This is a genomic window from Chitinophagales bacterium, from assembly GCA_017303835.1.
Taxonomy (GTDB): Bacteria; Bacteroidota; Bacteroidia; order Chitinophagales; family Chitinophagaceae; genus JAFLBI01.
Genome location: JAFLBI010000001.1, coordinates 909,450 through 930,777 on the forward strand (window position 1 = coordinate 909,450; position 21,328 = coordinate 930,777).

The 21,328-nt window shown below is 41.5% G+C and carries 17 protein-coding genes; 16 read left to right on the plus strand and 1 reads right to left on the minus strand.

Going from position 1 to position 21,328, the window contains the following annotated elements; translation table 11 throughout:
• Window position 1 precedes the first annotated feature (1 nt).
• On the plus strand, window positions 2-1,291 hold the full coding sequence (locus tag J0L83_04085) for an acetyl-CoA hydrolase/transferase family protein (protein ID MBN8663725.1): 1,290 nt from the start codon (window positions 2-4) through the stop codon (window positions 1,289-1,291).
• Here the strand turns inward: J0L83_04085 and J0L83_04090 are convergent.
• A complete protein-coding gene (locus J0L83_04090) occupies window positions 1,288-3,321 on the minus strand; it encodes a sensor histidine kinase (protein ID MBN8663726.1) in 2,034 nt (677 codons plus the stop codon). The two genes, J0L83_04085 and J0L83_04090, sit on opposite strands and share 4 nt — an antisense overlap.
• Window positions 3,322-3,358: 37 nt before the next feature.
• Here J0L83_04090 and J0L83_04095 point away from each other — a divergent pair, with 37 nt between their 5' ends.
• The 15 genes from J0L83_04095 to J0L83_04165 all read left to right on the plus strand — a co-directional run bounded on the left by J0L83_04095 (window position 3,359) and on the right by J0L83_04165 (window position 20,500).
• Window positions 3,359-4,093, plus strand: a complete 735-nt coding sequence (locus J0L83_04095) for a response regulator (GenBank protein ID MBN8663727.1) — start codon at window positions 3,359-3,361, stop codon at window positions 4,091-4,093.
• Window positions 4,094-4,198: 105 nt separating this feature from the next.
• Complete coding sequence (locus J0L83_04100; protein MBN8663728.1) at window positions 4,199-5,725, plus strand: hypothetical protein; 1,527 nt, start codon at window positions 4,199-4,201, stop codon at window positions 5,723-5,725.
• A complete protein-coding gene (locus J0L83_04105) occupies window positions 5,722-6,666 on the plus strand; it encodes an alpha/beta hydrolase (GenBank protein ID MBN8663729.1) in 945 nt (314 codons plus the stop codon). The genes J0L83_04100 and J0L83_04105 overlap by 4 nt, the downstream gene beginning before the upstream one ends.
• A 3-nt stretch (window positions 6,667-6,669) precedes the next feature.
• Window positions 6,670-9,237: a TonB-dependent receptor gene (locus J0L83_04110; protein ID MBN8663730.1), complete on the plus strand. Its 2,568-nt coding sequence runs from the start codon at window positions 6,670-6,672 to the stop codon at window positions 9,235-9,237.
• Between the two features lie 67 nt (window positions 9,238-9,304).
• Complete coding sequence (locus J0L83_04115) at window positions 9,305-10,138, plus strand: alpha/beta hydrolase (GenBank protein ID MBN8663731.1); 834 nt, start codon at window positions 9,305-9,307, stop codon at window positions 10,136-10,138.
• Between the two features lie 22 nt (window positions 10,139-10,160).
• Window positions 10,161-11,714 carry a SulP family inorganic anion transporter gene (locus tag J0L83_04120; protein ID MBN8663732.1) on the plus strand — a complete coding sequence of 518 codons (1,554 nt, stop codon included), beginning with the start codon at window positions 10,161-10,163 and terminating at the stop codon, window positions 11,712-11,714.
• Window position 11,715: 1 nt separating this feature from the next.
• Window positions 11,716-12,153 (plus strand): thioesterase family protein, encoded by a 438-nt coding sequence (locus J0L83_04125; protein MBN8663733.1) that lies wholly within the window; start codon window positions 11,716-11,718, stop codon window positions 12,151-12,153.
• A 237-nt stretch (window positions 12,154-12,390) separates the two neighbouring features.
• The gene (locus J0L83_04130) at window positions 12,391-12,843 is read left to right on the plus strand and encodes a hypothetical protein (protein ID MBN8663734.1); all 453 of its coding nucleotides are present in this window, start codon (window positions 12,391-12,393) and stop codon (window positions 12,841-12,843) included.
• Window positions 12,844-12,957: 114 nt separating this feature from the next.
• On the plus strand, window positions 12,958-13,281 hold the full coding sequence (locus J0L83_04135) for a hypothetical protein (GenBank protein MBN8663735.1): 324 nt from the start codon (window positions 12,958-12,960) through the stop codon (window positions 13,279-13,281).
• Window positions 13,282-13,291: 10 nt separating this feature from the next.
• Complete coding sequence (locus tag J0L83_04140; GenBank protein ID MBN8663736.1) at window positions 13,292-13,984, plus strand: hypothetical protein; 693 nt, start codon at window positions 13,292-13,294, stop codon at window positions 13,982-13,984.
• Window positions 13,985-14,398: 414 nt separating this feature from the next.
• Window positions 14,399-14,881: a hypothetical protein gene (locus J0L83_04145; protein MBN8663737.1), complete on the plus strand. Its 483-nt coding sequence runs from the start codon at window positions 14,399-14,401 to the stop codon at window positions 14,879-14,881.
• 310 nt (window positions 14,882-15,191) lie between these two features.
• Entirely contained in the window at window positions 15,192-15,461 is a 270-nt protein-coding gene (locus tag J0L83_04150) for a hypothetical protein (GenBank protein ID MBN8663738.1), read from the plus strand.
• Between the two features lie 202 nt (window positions 15,462-15,663).
• Complete coding sequence (locus J0L83_04155; GenBank protein MBN8663739.1) at window positions 15,664-16,239, plus strand: hypothetical protein; 576 nt, start codon at window positions 15,664-15,666, stop codon at window positions 16,237-16,239.
• 316 nt (window positions 16,240-16,555) lie between these two features.
• Complete coding sequence (locus J0L83_04160; protein ID MBN8663740.1) at window positions 16,556-18,667, plus strand: AAA family ATPase; 2,112 nt, start codon at window positions 16,556-16,558, stop codon at window positions 18,665-18,667.
• 138 nt (window positions 18,668-18,805) lie between these two features.
• Window positions 18,806-20,500, plus strand: a complete 1,695-nt coding sequence (locus tag J0L83_04165; protein MBN8663741.1) for an RNA-directed DNA polymerase — start codon at window positions 18,806-18,808, stop codon at window positions 20,498-20,500.
• Window positions 20,501-21,328: the final 828 nt, after the last annotated feature.

Consider the following 21,328-nt stretch of genomic DNA (forward strand, 5'->3'; position numbering starts at 1 on the left):
GATGAATTCAGCAATACAATATTCAACAGCAGAAGACGCATTAAGCGTTGTCCAGAGCGGACAGCGCTTATTTGTACATGGCAGTGCCTGTACCCCACTTTATTTAATGCGCAAACTGGCCGAGCAAGCACCCAGACTCAGAGATGTTGAGTTGGTATTCATTACCGTACTAGGCGATATTGAAGTGCAGAAGCCACAGTATCAGGATAGTTTCCATATCAATTGCATGTTTGTGTCAGCACCTATCCGTGAAGCAGTGAATAGTGGCCGTGCAGATTTTATTCCGGTATTCCTGAGTGATATTCCAGACCTGTTTAATAAAAAGATACTACCAATTGATGTGGCATTGGTACAGGTGAGTCCGCCTGACAGTCATGGCTATTGTTCTTTGGGTATCTCTGTTGATATTGCCCGCTCTGCGGTGAATATGGCGAAGAAAGTGATTGCACAGGTAAACCCGAATATACCCAGAACACACGGCGATGGACAAATCCATGTTTCCCGCTTTACCCATATGGTATATCATGAAGAAGCATTGCCAGAAGTGGATTATGGTGAAAAAACAGGTGAAGATGAATTGAAGATTGGACAGTATATCGCCGGAATGATTGAAGATGGCAGCACCCTGCAAATGGGTATTGGCACCATTCCTGACGCAGTATTGAAAGCACTCACCAACCACAAAGATTTGGGCGTACACACAGAGATGCTGAGTGATGGTGTGATCAGTTTATTTGAAAGTGGTGTGATCAATAATAGAAAGAAAAGAATCCACCCCAACAAAGGCGTTACAGGTTTTGCAGTTGGTACAAAAGCACTGTACGACTATGTGCATGATAACCCTGCCATTGCATTTCTCGATATCGATTATGTAAACGATCCACATGTAATCCGCCGCAACCCCAAAGTAGTGGCCATCAATAGTGCTATTGAAGTGGATTTAACCGGACAGGTTTGTGCAGATAGTATTGGTGCAATGCAGTTCAGTGGTATTGGCGGACAGATGGACTTCATGCGTGGTGCTGCATTGAGCGAAGGTGGTAAACCCATCATTGCCTTAACCAGCAGAACCAATAAAGGTGTACCACGTATTGTACCTCACCTGAAAGATTTTGCCGGTGTGGTAACCACACGCGGACACGTACACTATGTAGTTACAGAATATGGTGTAGCTTATCTCTATGGGAAGAACCTGCGCCAGCGTGCGAAAGCATTGATCAATATTTCGCATCCTGACGATAGAGAGCTGCTGACCAAAGCGTGCTACGATCGCTTCAAGATTTTTCTCTAAGTAAATTGTGGATCCGGAAAAACCAAACGAAAAGCCGCACCTTCCCCCGGTGCGGTTTTTATATGCATTTGTCCGCCATGGCGGGTGATGAATTCCTTGGTGATTAATAATCCTAAACCGGTACCACGCTCCTTGCCCGTTCCCCTCCTTGAGCTGGTAATATTGGCATTCAGAATTTGTTCACGCGTTTGATCGCTCATACCAATGCCGGTATCCAGTACTTCAATCATGGTAGCATCTGCTTCCTTCCATGCTCGAATTTGTACCACCGATTGTTTATTGCTGAACTTAATGGCATTGCTTAATAAATTACGCAGCATGAAATCCAGCATATCCTTATCAGCAAATACCGTTAATGCATCTGAGGATTCCGTTACCACTTGCATCTGCTTCATCTGCGCCTGCAGGAATAATAAGCGCCTGTTTCTTTCCAATGCATCATGTACGGATTGATAGTCGGGCCTGAATTCCAACAACTGCATCTGACTCTTACTCCACTGCAATAAATTATACAATAGCTGATTTAAGTAATCCAGTGATTGTTGCGCTTCTGCAATGAGCTTTTCCTTATCCGTCTCACTCAATTGATCATGCCGCTCTGTAATCAATTTCAAAAATGATTGCATGGTCGCAAGCGGATTGCGCAAGTCGTGCGAGATGATGGAGAATAGCTTATCCTTTACCTGATTCAATTCTGTTAACTGGCTGCGCGATTCTTCCAACTGTTGAATAAATGCTTCCAGCTGCAAGTTCTGTGCTTTCAAATCTTTCGTCTGCTGATCTACTTGCACCTGCAACAATTCTTTTTGCTTTTCAATCATCTCCTTTTTCTCCAGCTCACTGGCAATGCGCTGCTGTGCGGCTTCCAACTTCAATTGATTGTAACGCTGTGTAAGACCAAGCGCAAATACAATCACCTGAACCAGAAAACCAATCTGTACCAGATATCGTGTAATGAATGTATCAGGCAGTAAATTCAACTCACGCAGAATGAAAAGAATCGCACCAATAACCAATAAGATATTGGCTAAAATAAAATATCGCGCCGGCGCATAATGATCCTGATAATACGCCACCAAACCGGCACTCAACATTAATATATAAACAAGAATACCCAGGATGCCTATAAAGTCAACCAACTGGCCAAGTATATCGATATCCATCACATAACCCGTAAAACTAATCACCAGCAATACACCCGATGCAAGTAGCAATAGTTTCAAGAGCCAGTTGATAGAAGGCGTGAGCACTGGTGTGTTCAGGTATGAGCGTGTAAACAAGAGGCGACTCATATTCGTAAACGGTACAATAATCGTATAACAGAAACTATCCCACCTTGGTGCATTGGGCCAGAGATACTCCATACCAAATCCATAATAGAACGCGATGTATAAGCCTAAGCCTACAATACTCAAAACGAAATAGAGATAACTGATATCGCGCACACCAAAATAAATAAAGAGGTTGTAGAGGGCCATCACCAGAAAAATGCCGAGAAAAATACCTTGCCAGAATAAGCGACTGGTATCATTCTTTTCGAACAGGACCATGTCTTCAACTCTCACATCAAATTTCGCAGGTACATACATGCCATAAGTAGGCATGAATCTTACCTGCACACTTAGACTACTGTCTTTGGGAATGGCTAATTGTACGGCCATCACATTTACGGGCAAATCTCTTTGCTGTAAAGACAATAAAGCACCTGTCTTTTTTATTGCCCCACCGTTCACCGTAACATGTATATAGCCAGACTTTGGGAACTGCAATACCAAAGCCCTGTCGAACCCACTCCTATTTTCCAGGACAAATTGCGAGCGAAACTGATTTGATTTCAGGCGGTACTGCATAGGTACCAAGCCCTTGCCCTGATACACTTGTTGCATACCAGAGCCGGGTTCAAACACAGACCAGTGCTGCGTAGCTTCTGTAATCTGTAAAGGAACACCGGTATAAACGTATTTAGTACTATCCGCTTGGGCGAAGCCGATCAGGCAGAAGCAACCGATTATGGTGAGGCAAAGTTTCAAGCAGGAATAATGATTAATTTAGCCGACTGATTTCATTATGGCCGGAATAAAGATACTGCTGGTAGAAGATGATTGGATCATTGCCAAAGAAATTACCCTTTCACTCAATGATTTGGGCTTTGAAGTATTGGGGCAATGCGACAATGGAGAAGAAGCTTTGCAACTCATTCACCAGCAAAAGCCCGATCTCGTGCTCTTAGATATTGGTCTGGCCGGTGAAATGAATGGAATTGAACTGGGCAAACAATTACGTGAAAAGCAATTAGCCCCCTTTATATTCCTGACAGCATTGGCTGATGCAGCCACCATCGAAAAAGCCAAACTCACCGAACCTTATGCTTATCTCGTAAAGCCGGTTACAGCGGATACTTTATACGCCACCATCGAGCTTACATTACACAATGCAGCCCAGAAGAAAGACATACAGCCCACCCCGCCTTTAAAAGAAGCACTGGGTATTGGTGATAGTATTTTCGTGAAAACCCGCAACCGTATGGAGAAGGTCTGGCTCAAAGACATTCTCTGGGTAGAAGCATCTGATATCTATGCCTTGATCTGCACCGCAACAGGCAAATACTTGCTCAACACCAGCCTCAAGACCGTGGAAGAAAAATTCCCGGATACCAGTTTCATGCGTGTACACCGCTCTTACCTGGTAAATATGGACAAGGTTGATGCTATTGAGGAAGACGATATCCTTATTGGTTCGGCAAGGATTCCAGTAGGCAAAACCTACCGAGATAAGCTGATGAAACGCATTTCCTTTCTCTGATTCGCCACATCCGGCTTTCCGTTCACCTGTTTTTTGGGCACTTTGGCAAGTGCCGATACCAATACTAACATGTGTCAGGTTACTTTCATCGCCGATTGATTGCCTATGAAGCAGCTTGCCTCCCCTGCTATGGTTACCGCCGTTTGGTGCACATTGTTCTGCTATGTGGCCGTCGTCCTCTTCTTTGTGATTAGAGGCGCACTACGTACCAAGAATATGGCCGACTACGCTTTGGGTAGCATGCATTTCTCACCCGGACTCGTTGGATTATCGCTCGCAGCTTCCATGAGCAGCGCTGCAACATTCATCATCAACCCTGGCTTTGTTGCTTATTATGGCTTGAGTGGATTTCTCTCAATGGGTATCTTTTTACCCTTAGGTTCTTTGGTATCGCTTGCCATTCTTTCCAGACGTTTCCGCAAGTTCGGACAGGTAGTAAATGCTAGAACCATTGCACAATGGATGGGCAATCGATACGGCAGTAAAGGTTTCGCACTTTATTTCGGCTTTCTCACATTTCTAATGATTGCCTTTATCGTGTTGATCTGCGTTGGTCTTACCCAAATCATTTCTAAATCGCTCAACCTCGAAGTATTTCCTACACTAATTGGCGTTGTTGCTTTCACATTTACCTATATGATGTTTGGCGGCGCCAATAGCATGGTGTACACTAATACGATTCAAGCTATTTTGAAAATTATTGTTGCCATCATTTTTATCACTTCAGGTTACAGTTATTTCGAAAGCGGTCTCAACGGATTCTTTGCACAACTTAAAGCCGTTGATCCTGCACTGACACAACCATTCAATGCTGCCAGTCCGCTATTCCGCGACGCATTTGAAGTAATCGCCTGCCAGATCATTGTAGGCGTGGCCATTATTTGTCAGCCACATATCCTCACCAAATCACTTTTACTCAAGAACGATAAAGACCTGAACAAATTCCTCACTGTTGCGATAACCGTACAGGCTTTGTTCTTCTTTGTCGTATTCGCAGGTTTGTACGCACGTTTGTTCTTACCTGATTTAACGGTGAACGGTAATAAAATTCCGCTTGATGGCATCATGAGTGCATTTGTGGTTGGTCGCTTCCCGGTGTACATTGCCATCATCCTAGTATTGGGTATGATCTCTGCCGGCATGTCAACACTCGAAGGCTTGATTCAATCCATCAGTACTACGGTAACATCAGATATTTTAAAACCACTCACGGGCAATACCATCATCCGCTCTGAAGATGGTAGCAAAGGATTGATCAGTGAATTGCTACTAAACAGATTAATCATTGTCTTGCTTGCAGTAGTGAGTACCTGGCTTTCTTATCGCCAGATTCAACATCCAGATCTCAGCGTAGGCATCTTTGCGCAGAATGGCGTCTATGCTTATTTCTCGGCCGCATTTGTACCTGTGCTGTTTGGTATTTTCTTGAAAGAAGTACCAGCACTGGTTCCTGCTGCAGCCAGCATTACCGCTTTGCTCACACATTTTGGCGTTTACTATTTAAGACTTACACCTTATATGGAAGCAGGCACCCGTAACCCGGGCATTGCTTCTGCCCTTGCTATTATTGCATCACTTACTGTGGGTACCCTGTTGTATTTTGTCATGAAACCAAAAAAACAATTGGCATGAAAAAATACCTTCTTCTCATAGCACTGATTGCATTTACGCAGTTATCTGCACAAAACTGCGCGCCTTTCTATGCCGCAAAATTGAAGCAGCTAAGCATCGATAGCTTACAGTTGGCCTATATCGATCAGGGCAAGGGTGAAACGATTGTATTCATTCATGGCTTGGGTGGCAATGCCGGACATTGGACTAACAATATTGATGCACTCTCCAAAAAATATCGCTGCATTGCCATCGACTTACCTGCTTATGGTGCCAGCAGCAAACATTGGCCGGAGAAAAATGCCAGTCGCTTAGACGATTATGCAGATCTCATCATCCGCTTCACACAACAATTGAAGCTGAAGCAAATTGTTTTGGCTGGTCATTCCATGGGCGGACAAATCGCTATGATCACTGCCCTCAAAGCACCGGCACTAGTGAGCAAATTAATTCTGGCTGCACCTGCTGGCTTCGAAACGTTTACAGAAAACGAAAAGAATCTCTTATTGGCCTATGCCACACCGCAATTCTATTTCAATCAAAATGATGATGCGATCAAAGCATCTTTCGCGAAAAACTTTGTTCAGGTTCCAGTTGCTGCACAGGCTTTGATCAATGACCGTATTCAATTGAAGCAATGTGCCGGCTTTATGGATTATTGTCAACAAATTACGGCTGGTGTGAAAGGTATGTTGACACATCCGGTACAAACTGAATTATCATCCATCACGCAACCAACATTAATCGTATTCGGCAAAGAAGATGCATTAATACCAAACAAACTCTTGCATCCCAAAGCCACCACAGAAAGCATCGCTGCTTTCGGCACAGCCATACCCAAACAACAAACCGTTTTCCTGCAGGCAGGACATCTGGTGCAGTTTGAACAAGCTGATGCATTCAATCAAAACGTCCTAACCTTTTTAGATACCAAACAATCATTATCAACCAAAACCAAATAGACCATGAGAAGGCTTCTGACCATCCTTGGATTATTCTTACTGCATACTGCAGTGTGGGCTCAAACTGCCGTTAAGATCAGCGGTAAAGTAACAGACAGCAAGACCGGCGAACCCCTTTCCGGTGCCGCTGTCAGTATTCGCTCTACCGGATCAGGCACTTTCACAGATCAGGACGGTAACTATACCCTGTCTGTTTCCAAGCCCGGTAAAATCACGGTTGCTGTTACGTTTGTAGGCTACAGCGATGTGATCAAACAAATTGATGCAACAGGTAACACTACACTCAATGTAGCTATGGCTGCTTCTGCAGGTATTGGCGACGAAGTAGTCGTATCCGCCAGTAAGCGTCCGGAAAAAATTACCCGTGCCCCGGCATCTATCAGTGTCATCACAGCGAGAGACCTGGAGCAATCTTCTTCTTTTAATATCGGTGAACTGGCATCCAAACTTCAGGGTGTGGAATTCGTTCGTACCGGTGTAAACGGAGTTGGTTTTAACGCACGTGGTTTCAACAACGCATTCAATGCAAAGATTTTGCAGATGACTGATGGCCGTAATAGTATGATGGCCGGTGGTTCTGGCTTACCAGTTGGTATCATGAACACCGTTATCAAAGAAGATGTAGAGCGTTTTGAAGTAGTGCTGGGCCCTAACTCTGCACTCTATGGTCCTAACGCACACAACGGTATTGCCAATACCATTACCAAAGATCCACGTAAATATCAGGGTACAACACTGGTACTGGGTGGCGGTAATCAGGAAGTATTCAGCGGTCGTTTCAGAACTGCTACCAAGATCAACAACAAATGGGCTTACAAGCTTACCGGCGAGTACACTACAGGTAAGGATTTCGAATTCCAGGATAGTGTGTATGTTGGTGGTAGCGTGTATGGTCCTGCTACATCAACACCTGAGCGTGTACGCAATTTCCAATTCCGTCACATGCGTGGTGAAGCACATTTGTACTATAGTGTTGACAGCAAATCTGACCTGATTCTGTCTTATGGCGGAAGCACCAATAATTTCCTTGCAGTGAACAACGTAGGTCGTAACCAAATTCGCGACTGGCGCTTCTCTTATCTGCAGGGTCGTTATGTATCTCCCAGATTCTTTGCACAATTGTATTACACATGGACAAACGTTGGTAATAGCTACGGTAACGTAAACTATACCCGCGATTTCTATAACAGAACACGCAGTACGATTACAGATCCTACCAACCCACTCTTCCCAGCATTGGGTCGTCTGGATCCAGATGCAGCAGAGCAATTTGCAATGCGTTTGGGTAGCCAGTCAGGTGCAGGTTTCAAGGAAATGTCTGGTCGCTTGAATGCGGAAGCACAGTACAACTGGAACTTTGATCAGGCAGGTGTAAACGTGATTGCTGGTGTTAACTATCAGAATGATCGTCCTAATACATTCGGTACTTCACTCGCCGATGGTAATCAACTGATTCAGGTTACACAGCTGGGTGGTGTGTTACAAATTGAAAAGACTTTGCCTGCTGATATCAAGCTGGTTGGTTCTGCTCGTGTTGACGACCACAGTGTATTCGGTACTTTATTTGCACCAAAGTTCGCTTTTGTGAAAGGTGTACCCGGTGGTAGCTTCCGTGTTACCTGGGGTCGTGCGAATGCAGCTCCCATCATCCTCTTCCAAAGTGCAAACGTATTCGGCATTGTATTCGGTAATGGCGAGGGCGTTTCATACATTCCCAATGGTGGTAATGTAAACAGTGCGCCTACTGTAACTGATAAATTGAAAGTGGAAACCATCGGTACATGGGAAGTTGGTTATAAGGGACAGATTGGTAAGAAGTTCTACCTCGATATCAATGGTTATTATGGTAGTTCAGAGAACTTCCTCAGCCCTGCTATCTCTGTTGGTGGCCGCGCATTACGTGTAGGCAGCATTCCTGTAACACATGCGGCTGCATTTGCCGGTACAACGAATAGTGCTGGTGTATTGAGTGGCGGTTTGTTCCAGACTTATTTCAACTATGGTCAGGTTGCCGCTTATGGTGTTGACCTCGGAACCAATGTTTACTTCTCAGACAATGTATCATGGGCATTGAAATATTCTTGGTTTGGCAGTGATATTGAAAAAGACAATATCAAGAACGACGCCAACAGAGATGGTTATGTTTCATTGGAAGAAAAGAGCCTGAACGCACCTAAGAACAGAATTGCCACTTCACTGAACTTCAGCAATCTGGCAAAAGGCAAAATGTTCCTGAACGTTTCTGCACGCTGGGTACAGCAGTTCGATTTCTACAGCGGTAGCCAAATTGGTACTGCAGCTGGTAAAGGCAGACGTGGTGTGGTTTATGGTGGTATTAATCCGCTCAATAACCAACCAAGAAACTACGTGAAGAATTTTGACTGGGGTGCATTGGGTGGTTTCACTACAATTGATCTGAGCGCTGGTTACAAAGTAAACAACATGGTTAGTGTTGGTGCTGGTATCAGCAACCTGTTCAATGTTGAACAAAGAGAGTTTGTAGGCTCACCTTCTATTGGCAGATTATTCTCTGCTGAAATCAAAGTGCATGTACCTAACGGTAAAAAATAGGATGGTCTCATAATAGCAAATCAGTCGCCGGCATCTGCCGGCGACCTTGCTTTTTAAACTGGTTTCTATGCAATCGAATTTTGTTAGCACCAACGGCATTCAATTACACTATCTGCATTTCCAAGGCAATGGCCCAACCATTATACTCATGCACGGCCTTACAGCCAATGCACATGCATTTGATGGATTGATTGAAGCAGGTCTGGCTCCCGCTTTCAATGTGATCAGTGTTGACCTGCGTGGCCGCGGATTGAGTGATCATCCCGCCAGCGGATATACTATGGCAGACCACGCAAAGGATATCATCGGTTTATTGGATCAGCTGGGTATAGATAAAGCCGATATTGGTGGACATTCATTCGGTGCATTATTGACATTTTATCTGGCAGCACATTATCCTGATCGTATTCATAAAATGCTTTTACTGGATGCAGCTGCACAAATGCATCCCAATACCAAGGAGATGCTGGGGCCTACACTCTCTCGTTTGGGTCAGACCTTCCTTTCTTTCGAAGCCTATATTGCAAAAGCAAAAGCTGCACCGTATATTGATCAATGGCAGGATGCCATGAACAGTTATTACCGCGCCGATGTAAAAGACAATGCAGATGGAACTGTAACTCCACGCAGCAATCCAATGCACATCATTGAAGCCGTTACAGGTGCATTGGGAGAGCCCTGGCTTGATTTCATTAGTGGTGTTGACAAACCCGCAATCCTCATCAACGGCCCAGGCGTGTATACCATGGATGCTGCATTGTTGCCAAAAGAAAATGCATTGGCTACAGTTGCCATGATGCGTAATTGTCAGTATGTAGAAGTTAGTGGCAATCACCAAACCATGTTGTATGGTAAGGGTGCGCACGAAATTGTAGCCGCACTAAAAGACTTCCTGCTCTAAACAGGCTTTTGTATCTTCGGGCATGACCCGTAAACGCCAACTGAAGTACTATCAGCTACTTTGGCTGAAACATGATTTTCCCGCAGGCCTCTCCGTTTTCTTAGTGGCTTTACCGCTTTGTTTAGGTATTGCGCTCGCATCTGGCGCACCATTGTATGCAGGTTTACTATCCGGTATTATCGGCGGTTTGGTTGTGTCATTAATCAGTGGCTCTGCCTTGGGTGTATCCGGCCCTGCAGCTGGCTTATCTACTGTAGTTGCTGCATCCATCATTTCAAGTGGCTCCTATCCTGCTTTCTTAATGGCTGTGATCATTGCAGGTATTCTACAATTAGTACTGGGCATCTTCAAACTCGGTACCATTGCGAGTTATTTTCCTTCTGCAGTTATCAAAGGCATGTTAGCAGCTATTGGCATCATCCTTATCACCAAGCAGATTCCAGTTGCATTGGGACATACAGAACCTGATTTCTGGCGAGATGGTTTTCTTGATCTCATCTCGTTTAAAGATATCCGCGGCAAACCACATGATCTGGCAGAGCTTTTTACACTCGGTGCTATCATCACTACCTTGCTTTGTCTTGCGGTGTTATGGATTACCAAACAAAGTTTTTATCAGAAGCTGAAACGAATACCAGCACCGCTCTTGATTGTATTAGTAGGTACACTCGTTGCCTGGGGCTATACCCTGCTCACCAATGATGCAGGTCATAAACCCATTCAACTGGTGAATATTCCTAAGAATATATTTACAGAGATGCAGTTTGCAGATTTCAGCGCCATCAGTAAACTATCGGTATGGAAAGATGGAATGGTGATTGGCTTACTGGCCACATTGGAAACCCTGCTTTGTGTGGAAGCAATTGATAAGCTCGACAAACACAACCGTATCACCCCGGTAAATAGAGAACTGATTGCACAGGGAACAGGTAATCTGCTGAGTGGTTTATTGGGCGCCATACCAATGACAGCTGTGATTGTGCGCGGTGCAGCTAATGTGGATGCTGGCGGCAGATCCAAATTGTCTGCTTTTACACATGGTGTATTCTTACTGCTTTCTGTTTTATTTCTGGTGAATGTATTGAACCAGATTCCATATCCAGCATTGGCAGTGGTTTTACTGGCAACAGGTTATAACCTAACCAAACCGGCTTTATACAAATCCATGTGGAAGCTCGGCATGAAGCAGTTTCTACCTTTTATTATAACCATCGTCGTTATTCTCTTAACAGATTTACTGATTGGTGTTTGCATTGGTATGTTGATTGCGCTGTATTTCATCATCAGCAATAATTTTAAAATTGAATTCAAAGTACAACAGCACAAAGAACATGAAACACCCGTCTACGATATTCAGTTGCACAGAAATGTCACTTTCCTGAATAAAATCAAACTGCGGGCTTTGTTGGATGAAGTACCCAAATACGCCATTGTACGCATCAATGGCAGCGAAAGTGATTTCATTGATTACGATGTACTGGAAATTATCACTGAATTCAAGAACAAGGCCCACGACAGACATATACAGGTTGAACTAAAAGGCATTCGTACTGTTGATATTTTATCACACCATTAGTATGCAAACATTCGAACGACAAGTAGAAATCCGCTGGAGCGATCTGGATCCCAACCAGCATTTAAGACATTCTGTGTATTATGATTGGGGGGCTTATATGCGTATGGTGATGTTATCAGAAGCCGGCATGACGACTCAAGCATTACAAACAATTGGCATTGGGCCTATTCTGCTGCGCGAAGAATGTGTATTCCGAAGAGAACTGCATTTTGGTGATACTGTGAAGATCAATGTGCAATTGGTGCGCTGCAAGCGCGATATGAGCCGCTGGACCTTGCGTCACGAAATCTATAAAAACGGTGATACCCTTTCTGCCATCATCACCATCGATGGTGCGTGGATTGATATCGCCAAACGCAAATTGGCTGTGCCTCCGGAAAACTTTCAACAAGGATTTCACTTAATCCCGAAGACAGCGGATTTTCAGTTTGAGGATTGATGTTGGCTCATGGTCTGATAGACCATAGCTGATGGCTGATAGCTTATGGACCATGGTTAATGGTCTATGATCTATTGACCATTAACCATCAGCTAAATACAAAAAAATCTCCATTCAAAAAACGGGAAATTTCCCGTTTTTTTTCTGCCACCACTTACTGAACTTGCCTCTGCAAACCCGACAACTACATGGCGCATTTCTTGTTGACAAAGCGTTTCAACATTAAATCTGCTATCCATGATCACACATTGGCTATCCGCAAAGCGGGGCATTATCCTCAGCATGCTTGCCCTTTGTTTATGCAGCTGTACGAGCATCCGACTCATCAGCGCTTATGACGAAATCACCGACAAAAATATTAGTGCCCTGCAGGAAAAAGTATCAGGCTTTTTTGTGGAAATCAAAGAAGTCATTGGTACGGAACAAGCGCAATACAAGCATTACAATAGCTTTTACCGTGATGTAAAAACAGCCCTCGAAGGACTGCAGATACGTGCCAATGCCATCGACAAAAATGAACTTGTACAACAACAACTTGTTCTACTTGCACAACAATTAGCAGATTTGGAAACCCTGCATAAAAAAGGATTCAGCAATACCGCTGTACTCCAATCTGCACAAGAAGCCTGTAACCGTTCATTCACCGCCATCATTCGTTTGCAACTAGCCCTCAAACGTGGTGAAAAATAATTCAATCATTTATTCACTCATTCTATCATTCACTCATCCTATCATTCAATCATCCTATCATTCAATCATCCTATCATCCTATCATTCTATCATTCACTCATCCAATCATTGCCCATGGACTTCTCCTCCCTACTCCCCGATATGCTCAATGCCGCACAAGTGCCATTAGCCAAACAATGGAAACAGGCCAAGCCTTATGCCGAAGCACAAATCCGCTCCTTTATTGAAAGCATGGAAAGAATTGCCCTGCTGAAACTCGAAGGCAGCATCACCGAGGAAGAAGCCAATATCCTGATCACTATGCACAAACGCTCCATGACCACGGTATTGCTTACCATTAAAGGGCTCGGTCTGCTAGCCATTGAAGCTGCGATCAATGCAGCATTGGGCGTTGCACGCGATACGATTAACACGGCTATTGGCTGGAAATTATTGTAACTTAAGCAAGATGGAACCCGATATCCAAACACGCAGTTTCCGTAAACAAAGACGAGTGATCGGCTATCTGGGCTTTTATCTGCCCATTGCCCTCATGCTGCCTGCCTGCATTCCTAATTATGTGCCGCTGCAACATTCTATCAGTCATTACTACTACACCAATCTTCGCGAGATCTTTACCGGCACACTTTGCGCAGTGGGTTTATTCCTCATTAGTTATCAGGGACATAAAAGTCCTCAGTGGTGGCGCGATGATCACTTATTAACCAATATCGCCGGTGTCATGGCTTTTGGTGTGGCATTGATACCCACCAACCCGGAATCGCCTGCAGATAAAGTGGATACCCTTATTCCCATTCACCAACCAATACTTGGCTGGATACACTTAGGCTTTGCCGCCTGCCTCTTTTCCATTTTTGCATTGCTCTGTTTGTCTGTGTTTACGCTTGGACAAAAAAGAGATGCCGGCATTGCCAAAAGCATGCTGGATGAAAACAATATCTATCGCACTTGCGGCATTATCATTATCCTATGCATCATCGGCATTCCCATTTCTGAAGCACTGTTTCCAGATTTCGACTACTTCGTGTTTATCTACGAAGCCATTGCCCTCTTTGCATTTGGCACCAGCTGGCTCACCAAGGGACGTGCTTTGGGTGATAAGGGTTCAATAGGAAGAATCTTGTATGGAGAAAAGCATTGAGAAGAAGGTCTTTAGTCTTTGGGGTTTAGTCTTTGGTTTTTCTAATTTAACAGACTAGTAGTAAGAAATTTGAAAGGTTTCACGCTAAGCACGCCAAGTATGTGTAGCCCGCAAGGGTTTATAGAAGATTTGCGCGCCTGATAAACTTTGCGCGCTTTGCGAGAAAGGCGTTCAAAATGATACTGAAAGCAAAACGCAGAACACGGAACGCTTTATGCTTAAAGCCTTAAGCACTTAACCAAAGACCAACACCTAAAGACCAAAGACCATAGCTGATAGTCTATTGTCTATTGGCTATTGACCCTCCTGCGCCAAGGCTTCGGCGGGCGGGCCATGGACTATGGACTATTAACAATCACCTAAGTTTTTTCCTGTGAATACAAGAGTAGCTTTGAGCTAACCGAAACCAAACCGATGCGATTCCTACTAATAAAACTACTGATCATCACCGGATTGATTTGCTGCAGTAGCTGCTCAGTAAATAAAGCACTCCGCGAAGAAAGAAAAATGTGGGATTATGATCAATGGGAATTGGCATATAAAAACAGAACCCTTTGCTTATGTGTATTGGAAGGACTAAACAACCAAGCAATCAAAGACAGCATACTTAAATACGACAAATCCTATTATGAACCTTTAGCGATTGCTATTTTTGATTCCAGCATTCGCGCACTCCTGAAAAAAGAAATCAAACAAATACAGGAAGATTCTGCAAATGGCATTGGTCGATACCCGCAAGATATTGCCAGTTTAGTCGAAGGCAAACGTGTGATGTCCCACTGCCTGGAACTCTACCAAAGCAAAAGATTGGCAGAACTGGTTAAGCAACAAAAAAAAGACTGGAAACGCATTCCTAGTATCATCGATAAGATTCATGATACAATACCTACCTTTTGAAAAAGCACGCCAAGTAAGTTTAGTCCGCAAAGAATTATGAAAGACTTGCGCGCCTGATAGACTTTGCGCGCTTTGCGAGAAAGGCTTGTAATGATGCTGAAAGCCGAAGGCTGAATGCATAACGCTTTACGCTTTAAGCCTTAAGCAGTTAACCCAAGCCACCAAAGACAATAACCTAAGAACCAAAAACCATTAACTATAAACTATCAACCCATAACCCTCCCCCACAACCCCTAGCTATTGCTTGGTTACATAACCCAAGACGAGTTTCGTATCTTGACCCAGCTGAATACAAACCAAAACACCGCTTATGGAGCAGAAAGACTATGCACAAATGAGCAATGAAGCATTATTGCTGGAGAAAAAGAAATTAAAGCAGTCCAAAATCTTTTTTGCAGCAGCCATTGGTTTTCTGGCGGGAGTTTTTGTCTTTGGTATCGTTGGCTGGATACTCTCTCCCAAAAAGAACTTAGGTTTCTTTATACCCATGTTCATACCCATACTGCTCATACGCGGTATTCTTAAAAACAACAAACAAAACCAACCACTGGAAACCGTGCTGAAAGAAAGAGGAATATAGAGAGGGGGTTATTGGTTTAGGGTTATTAGTTTAGGGTTATTAGTTTAGGGGGTTTCTACCACAAAAGATGATTAGTAAGGAATTTAAAAAGTTTCACGCTAAGGACGCCAAGTGTTTTTAGCACGCAGGGATTCTTCTTAAATACTTGTAAGTTTTATAGTAGTGTTGCGACAGACAGATCGCTATAAATAGAATTGCACAGATGACAGACCAAACTGAAATTAAAAAGCCCAGGTTACACCCAATAATCATATTCCCTTTTTTATTAGGCACACCCCTTGCAATTATTGGTGGTGTTAGGACAGACGATATATTTCTTGAACCTAGCAGAAGTTTTACTACAGAAATTTTAGCTACTTTATCGTTATCTCTTTTATATATTGCTGTGATTAGCGCATTATTAATACACGATAAAATTAAGTTTGAATTACCACACACTCAAACTAAGCGAATATTATCTATAGTACTACAATTAATACTCTTGTTCGTTTCAAACTCAATTTTGGGTATTGGATTATGGGTAAACCTCAACTATTCTTTAAGAAGTAGTTCAGAAAAGAGCATTGAGTTAGTAGTTACAGCAAAAACAGCTTATCGTACAAAAGGACGTAAAACCTATTTAATCAACTTTACATCAAATGCTGAGGTATTGAGAAGGGAAGTGAGCCGAAAAGATTATCCAACTATTTCAGTTGGAGATAAATATGCAGCTACTGTACAAGAAGGGTATTTTGAAGGGTACTTTCTGACGAAACCGATGAATAAAATAAAAAACTAGCTGAAAGACCATCGGCCCCCGAATTCTCGGGGCAGGCTATTGACGATTGACCCTCCTACGCCAAGGCTTCGGCGGGCGGGCCATGGACTATCAGCTGTATGGGAAATCCCCCACTCCAAAACGGGAAATTTCCCATTAAAATACCGTTGTTTAACGGGTTGACTTTTTGAATAAAGAGGGATAGATTTGGATTGATAAACATTTCTAAACGCTTGTAAACGAAAATTAAGTTTTGTCAATCAGGTTGATACGCAAAACTTCTAAACGTTTAGTTGCGCATATTTACGAGTTAGCCCTCATTTAATACAGACAAAAGATGTACATAAATAAAGTCATAATAAAGAAATTTCGACATTTAGAAAATGAGGAATTAGGTCCTTTTAATTTTAACAGTAAAGCCTCTGACTTAATCGTATTTGCTGGTCCCAATGGAAGTGGAAAAAGTTCGGTATTGGAACTAATCGGATATGGGCTTTCAAGTTCATACAGCTTAAGCTGGCAATTAACAAGGACATTCACAGGATTCTCCTTTGAAATTGCTATTGGATTAAATCCAGAAGAGAAGAATATAATTATCAAATCACTGAACACAGAATTAGAAAATGTAGAAAAAGAAATAAATGACGGCTACATTAGTATTGACTACCGAACAGAAACTACTCCTGAAACTAAGCAAAGCCAAAAACAAGAACTTAAAGAAAGAGTGCGAAGACCGCATAAACACAAATATGACATATTAGAATATTTCAAAAGCAATAGTATTTATTATCGTGCGTTTGAATACAATGAAGGAGATTATGCCAAAAACCCAACTCTGCATAATCAAATTCACAGTTATGTTACGAGAGAATTGAAAGATATTTTGAAAAGATCGCTGGGTTTTTTCTTAAGAGCAGACCGAAACTACCCGCAACAAAGCTTCAATCGAAATCAAATATTTTCATATGATAATGTCAATAGGACAGAGCATTTATGGACTATGGCATTCAATACAAGCGAAATTCAATATAAGGACATGTATGAATTTCTCGTACAACAACGTTATCATTATTTACGTGAACTGGGGAATTATCATAACCAAAAAAATAAGGGGGTAACGACAGGTGCAGAACCTACTGATCCAATCAAGCCTTATGAAGCCTTGCTCAATAAACTGTTTCCAGAGTATAAATTCGCGGATCAGAATGAATCTATTCCAACAAACCTATTTGTTGAATTGCCATCGAAGGAAATAATAACATTTAATGATCTTTCATCTGGAGAAAAAGAAGTGTTTTTCATTCTTTCCTTCTTTATCAGACACAATGTAGAGAACGCAATAATTGTAATAGATGAACCAGAGTTGCATTTGCATCCCGAGTTATCGAGGCTATTAATCAGAAATATTAAAAGCATAAAAGACGGCAATCAAATATGGATGGCTACTCATAATTCCGAAATCATTGATGAAACTGGAAGGGATAAGGTTGTTTATGTAACACGTGACATTACTACAAGAAAAGCTAAGTTTATTTCAGGGGAAGAAGAACAGGAAGTAATTCTACAATTAAAAAATTTATTCGGATTCTCCGGGTACATAGGCGTTGCTAAAAATCTTGTTTTCCTTGAAGGTGATAATTCAAGCCCTGACAGAAAATTTTATAGTGCTCTATTTAGTAATAATTCAAACTTCAAATTAATTCCAGCAAACGGTAGCGACAATCTTAATAGAATTAATAATGCCATCCTTTCAATAATGGAATCAAACATTGCTTGGATTAGTTTTTATTTAATCCGAGATCGTGACTACCTTACGACTGAAATGATAGCTAAGTATAGAGGACATTCTTCTGGAAAAATATTTGTACTTGAAAAACATGAGCTTGAAAACTACCTGATCGACTTTAAAATTATAAAGACTGTTCTGTCTGATATATTCGGAATTGAGAAGGAAGAAACTGAAATTGAGGCAATTTTTCATAATACCGCCTTAAGTATTTCTTCAGCCGTTATTAGAGATATGATTAGTTTCAGGTTGAATCTTAAATTAAATCCTCAGGATTTTTCCATTGGAAAAGTATTGAATGGCCAACCATATTTTGAAGGAACTCGACCAAGTTATTCAATTAACAGTTCAAGAAATACAGTTATCAAGGATAAATTTAAAGAAACTTCAACTGAAATTCACAAGACACTTACAGAACAGCTCAGTGCACCAGCAATTGAATCAATAATTCAGACTTGTGAAAATGAAGTCAAAATGGCACTTGAATCTAACGATTGGCTGAATCTTTTTCCTGGAAAAGAATTAATAGAATTGTCTGCAAAAGCTTTGGGAATTAGCAATACCATTAGTTTTCAAAATTCAATAATTAAAGAACTTGCAGCGAATAAAGACCGCATAAATTCAGAGTTGGTAGAAATATTCGGAAAAATAAACCAGGGCTAACACGGGTTTTGCGTTAGTGGGCGGACTGTGCGAATAGAAACATTTGAGCAATTAATAAAGGTTGGTGCTGGCAGACAGTTTACGGTTTCAAAAGCCCCCCAACGCAAAGCCCGAAACCGTTGTATGCTATTTTAAGACATGACACCAATGACAATTGAAGACCTCATAAGCAAAGGATATTTTCCAAAAGAACTTCCGCCACCATTTACGACAAATGACTTGGCGACAAAGTATTCTTCAATTAAAACCTCACTCTCAGGGACAATTAGTAAAGACGCAACACGTTGTATTGACTTTTCAATTTCCAAAGTTGGTTTAATAAGGAAAATGATTAAAATTCCTAATCCAATGCATCAATGCCAACTGTGTGAAATGGTGGTTGACAACTGGGCTGATATTGAGGCAATATATAAGAAATCAAAGTTTTCATTTAGCAGACCTAAGTTGGTTGGAGAGAGAGCAGCCAACCCGACAAAATTCAAAGACTTTATTAGAAGAAGCTTTTTAGCTTCGTATCCATACATTTATGAACTCAAAACAGATATTTCAAAATACTATCCAACAATTTATACTCACAGTATTCCTTGGGCAATACACGGAAAAGCAATAGCAAAACGAAAACCGCTTGACCCAACGCTATTGGGTAATAAATTAGATTTTTATTTACGCCAAACTATGTATGCTCAGACAATTGGAATTCCAATTGGACCAGACACATCATTAATAATTTCTGAAATAATTGGTTGTAAAATAGACGAAATGCTTCTATCTGAATTTCCTTCTATAAAGGGATACAGATATGTTGATGACATGTATTTCTTCTTTCATAGTTACGCTGATGCAGAAGCGTTCCTCCTACGTTTACAGGCTGTTCTGAAAGAATTTGAATTACAGGTAAATCCAGAGAAAACCAAAATAAGGAAAATTCCAAGAGGAATTGAACCTGATTGGATTATTCAACTTAGAACTTTTACTATACGAGAAACGGAAATTAAGCAATACAATGACTTAATTAGCTTCTTTAGTTTGGCATTTGATTTAGCGTTACAACTTCCAAATGAATATGTTTTATCATATGCCGTGGAAAAGGTTAAGAGAGTTGCCGTAGTTTCCGACACCAATTTTGCGTTGCTTGAAACAATGCTACTCAAAACGATGATTGCCGAGCCATCTACAATCAAGGAAGTATTTAGAATATTATTTACAAATAAAACAAAAGTACGTGTAAGTAAAATTGAAAAGGTTTTACTAGATTTCATACTTTATCATTGCCCGAGAAAGAATGACTATGAATTATCGTGGGCTTTATGGTTTGCAAAAACATTTAAAATAAAAATTCCAACATCAGTTTCAAAGCAATTATCAACGACCAATGACCCAATAAGTGTTTTGATTATTTTAGACCTTTCAAACGATGGGTTAATAGAGAAAACTGATTTAGACTTGACAAATTGGTTAGCAAAATTGGAAGACCAATATTTATTAGATGAAAATTGGCTTTTGGCGTATGAAATTGCAGTAAAAAAATGGATTGGATCTGACTATTCATATATTGATGGAGTTCCCTACTTCAAACAATTACTTAAACATAAAATTTCGTTCTACGACCCAACCCGACAAATCAAACCTATTGACTATATAGACAAAGAAGTTTTTGAACCGGATACTGAGACGGAATATGAAAATACGCAAACTGAAGTTGCAGAACGAAATCAAGCAGAATTATTCCCTGACATAACTTATGACTTTAATGAAGGAGACGACACTGAAGAATTTAACCACGACTTTGACGACCAAGACGATTTAGATATTGACTACTTAAATTATCACTAATGCAAACCAAACGGAGAAAAACGGCATATAACACTGGTTTGGCAAAAGTGGCGGTTCACTGCTCCTCAGACACATTTGTAGTTAATCAAAGTTTGTTTCTCCGCATTAACATTTATGGTGAAAATCGCCACCTTCGCCAAGCCCTAAATCGTTGCCTGCTTTTTTTTCAGTCCCCGCAGAGTCTTCCAATAAAGGAGACTCTGCGCTTACTTCACCAACTACTTGCTCTTTAAAGTAATCTTCGTTTAATAATTCTTCAATGCGGCATCTTGCTTAAATTCAAAGAATTAGTTATGCATAGAATTATATGAGAATCCTTTACCCATTCGCACACTGGCTGCTAACGGTTCTTTTGTCACCACTTATGAGTAACCTACTCTTTTGTATGGTTTACCAAAGTCCATTAAGGCTAACCACTTTTTTTGAGCTCTACCCTGCTATCATCATCTTTATCTTCATTTTTTCTACACCAACTTTTCTTTGCTATTTGGTGCTATTTTTTATGCTCAAAAAATATCGGCTGCACATTCTTGTAGCCAAGCTTTGCCTAAATGCCACTGCCATCACAGGTATTCTTATCACCTGGTTTTATCTGGATGGAGGTTTTGGCTACCACCAGTTAGCCGGCACAATCATCAGCACATTACTTATTGGGTTTCTTTTGAAGCTGAAAAAAAGTTCAGCAAATAGTTCTCATACCGAAGATTGAGCGTGTAAAAGATTATAACTACTAACTACTAACTACTAACTTCTAACTTCTCAATTCTAACTTCTTCCCTGCTTACATTCAGCTTTGCCTTCAAACTTTCCTTCTATATATTCCTGCAA